The organism is Lutibacter sp. HS1-25 (genome assembly GCF_004121075.1).
Lineage (GTDB): Bacteria > Bacteroidota > Bacteroidia > Flavobacteriales > Flavobacteriaceae > Lutibacter.
Genome location: NZ_RHLN01000088.1, coordinates 1 through 2,119 on the forward strand (window position 1 = coordinate 1; position 2,119 = coordinate 2,119).

At 31.0% G+C, this 2,119-nt stretch carries 2 protein-coding genes; both read left to right on the top strand.

Annotation, left to right across the window (positions count from 1 at the left end):
- The first annotated feature begins 360 nt into the window (after positions 1–360).
- Positions 361–1,338: an IS110 family transposase gene (locus tag EC396_RS12375; protein WP_129366718.1), complete on the top strand. Its 978-nt coding sequence runs from the start codon at positions 361–363 to the stop codon at positions 1,336–1,338.
- 441 nt (positions 1,339–1,779) lie between these two features.
- Positions 1,780–2,119, top strand: a 340-nt coding sequence (locus EC396_RS12380) for a transposase (protein WP_164975283.1), incomplete at its 3' end; no start/stop codon positions are given.

The window sequence follows — 2,119 nt, forward strand, 5'->3', positions numbered from 1 at the left end:
TTAACCCACCTTGTCAGCCTGAGCTTGCCGAAGACTTGTATATTTCCTTTTCAATGTCAGTCTGAGCCTGTCGAAGACCTGTAACACTTTATATTTTCATTATCAGAATACACTTCGAAAGACCCCACTTCGACAGGCTCCTTTAGATTTGCATTAAGGAATTTTAATTAAATTTAGAAAGAGAAAAGAAGTAAAAGTAAACTATGACATGCGCTCTGAGATTTTATTCTCGTGTCCTGATTTAGACTTTTACTTCTCTGCTCATCAAATACTCAAATAGAAATTCGGGATTTAAAGCCCATTATTAAGGAGTTAAGTAACTGATGATTTCTCTATTCTGTTTCACTTAATAACAAATTTATGAAAAACTTTATTATTGGTATCGACATTAGCAGTAAAACATTAGATATCTGCGTTAAAGAAAGTCAAGAACTTTCCCATTTTGAAATTGAAAACTCACAAAAAGCTATTCTTAAATTCTTTCGTGTATATAAAGAAAATCAAGTTATAGTGGCTATGGAAAACACTGGGAGATATAACTGGAATTTATTTGAAGTTTTACCGAAATTTAATTTTAAAATATATGTATTGAACCCTTTGCATTTATCTAAAAGTTTAGGCTTAGTTAGGGGTAAAGATGATAAAACAGATGCGTATAGAATCTGTTTATTTACTGAAAAAAACAAAGAAGATTTAACGCTTTGGAAGCCCACGCCTAAAGCTATTAAAAAGCTAAAAATATTCATAACAGAACGTACTTCTAGAATAAAAATGAAAAGACGTCTATTAAAACAACAACACGATTATAAACTAATGAAAGATGTTGGCCTTGACAAAGAATTAGCCAAACTAAACAAACAATTTATAGACCAAATTGTCAAGCAAATAAAATTGATTGAACAAAAAATTCAGACTATAATAAATGAAGACTCTATCCTAAAACAACAAGCCAAATTAATTAGCAGTGTGCCAGGTGTAGGAAAGATATTAACTTGGACAATGATTGCTAAAACTGAGGGTTTTACTAAAATAACAGATCCAAGAAAGATGGCCTGCTATACTGGAGTGGTTCCTTTTGAATATCAATCAGGAACTTCGGTTTATAGAAAGCCTAGGGTGTCAATGTTTGCAGATAAACCAACCAAAGCTGTATTGCATTTAGGTGCTATGAGCGCCATTAGACTTAACAATGATTTAAGAGTTTATTACCTTAGAAAAGTAAATGAAGGCAAAAATAAAATGCTAGTATTGAATGCTGTAAGAAACAAAATTATTCATCGTATTTTTGCCGTTATCAAAAATCAAGAATTTTATAAAAATCCTTTGGTTTTGTCATAGAAATCAGGAGAACCAAAAATCTAGTCTGATTTTATTTTTCTACAAGCCTCACATAAACAGGCTCAGTGTGACATTTAGGTTTTTAAACAGCATTTTTTATATTTAACCCACCTTGTCAGTCTGAGCTTGTCGAAGACCAGTCTGAGCTTGTCGAAGACCTACTACACTTTATATTTTCATTATCAAAATACAATTCAACAGACCCCCACTTCGACAGGCTCCTTTAGATTTGCATTAAGGAATTTTAATTAAATTTAGAAAGAGAAAAGAAGTAAAAGTAAACTATGACATGCGCTCTGAGATTTTATTCTCGTGTCCTGATTTAGACTTTTACTTCTCTGCTCATCAAATACTCAAATAGAAATTCGGGATTTAAAGCCCATTATTAAGGAGTTAAGTAACTGATGATTTCTCTATTCTGTTTCACTTAATAACAAATTTATGAAAAACTTTATTATTGGTATCGACATTAGCAGTAAAACATTAGATATCTGCGTTAAAGAAAGTCAAGAACTTTCCCATTTTGAAATTGAAAACTCACAAAAAGCTATTCTTAAATTCTTTCGTGTATATAAAGAAAATCAAGTTATAGTGGCTATGGAAAACACTGGGAGATATAACTGGAATTTATTTGAAGTTTTACCGAAATTTAATTTTAAAATATATGTATTGAACCCTTTGCATTTATCTAAAAGTTTAGGCTTAGTTAGGGGTAAAGATGATAAAACAGATGCGTATAGAATCTGTTTATTTACTGAAAAAAACAAAGAAGATTTAACGC

What these genes read in the sequence shown, in the direction of transcription:
- EC396_RS12375 (WP_129366718.1), top strand. Translation starts at nt 361, where the DNA reads ATGAAAAACTTTATTATTGGTATCGACATTAGCAGTAAAACATTAGAT.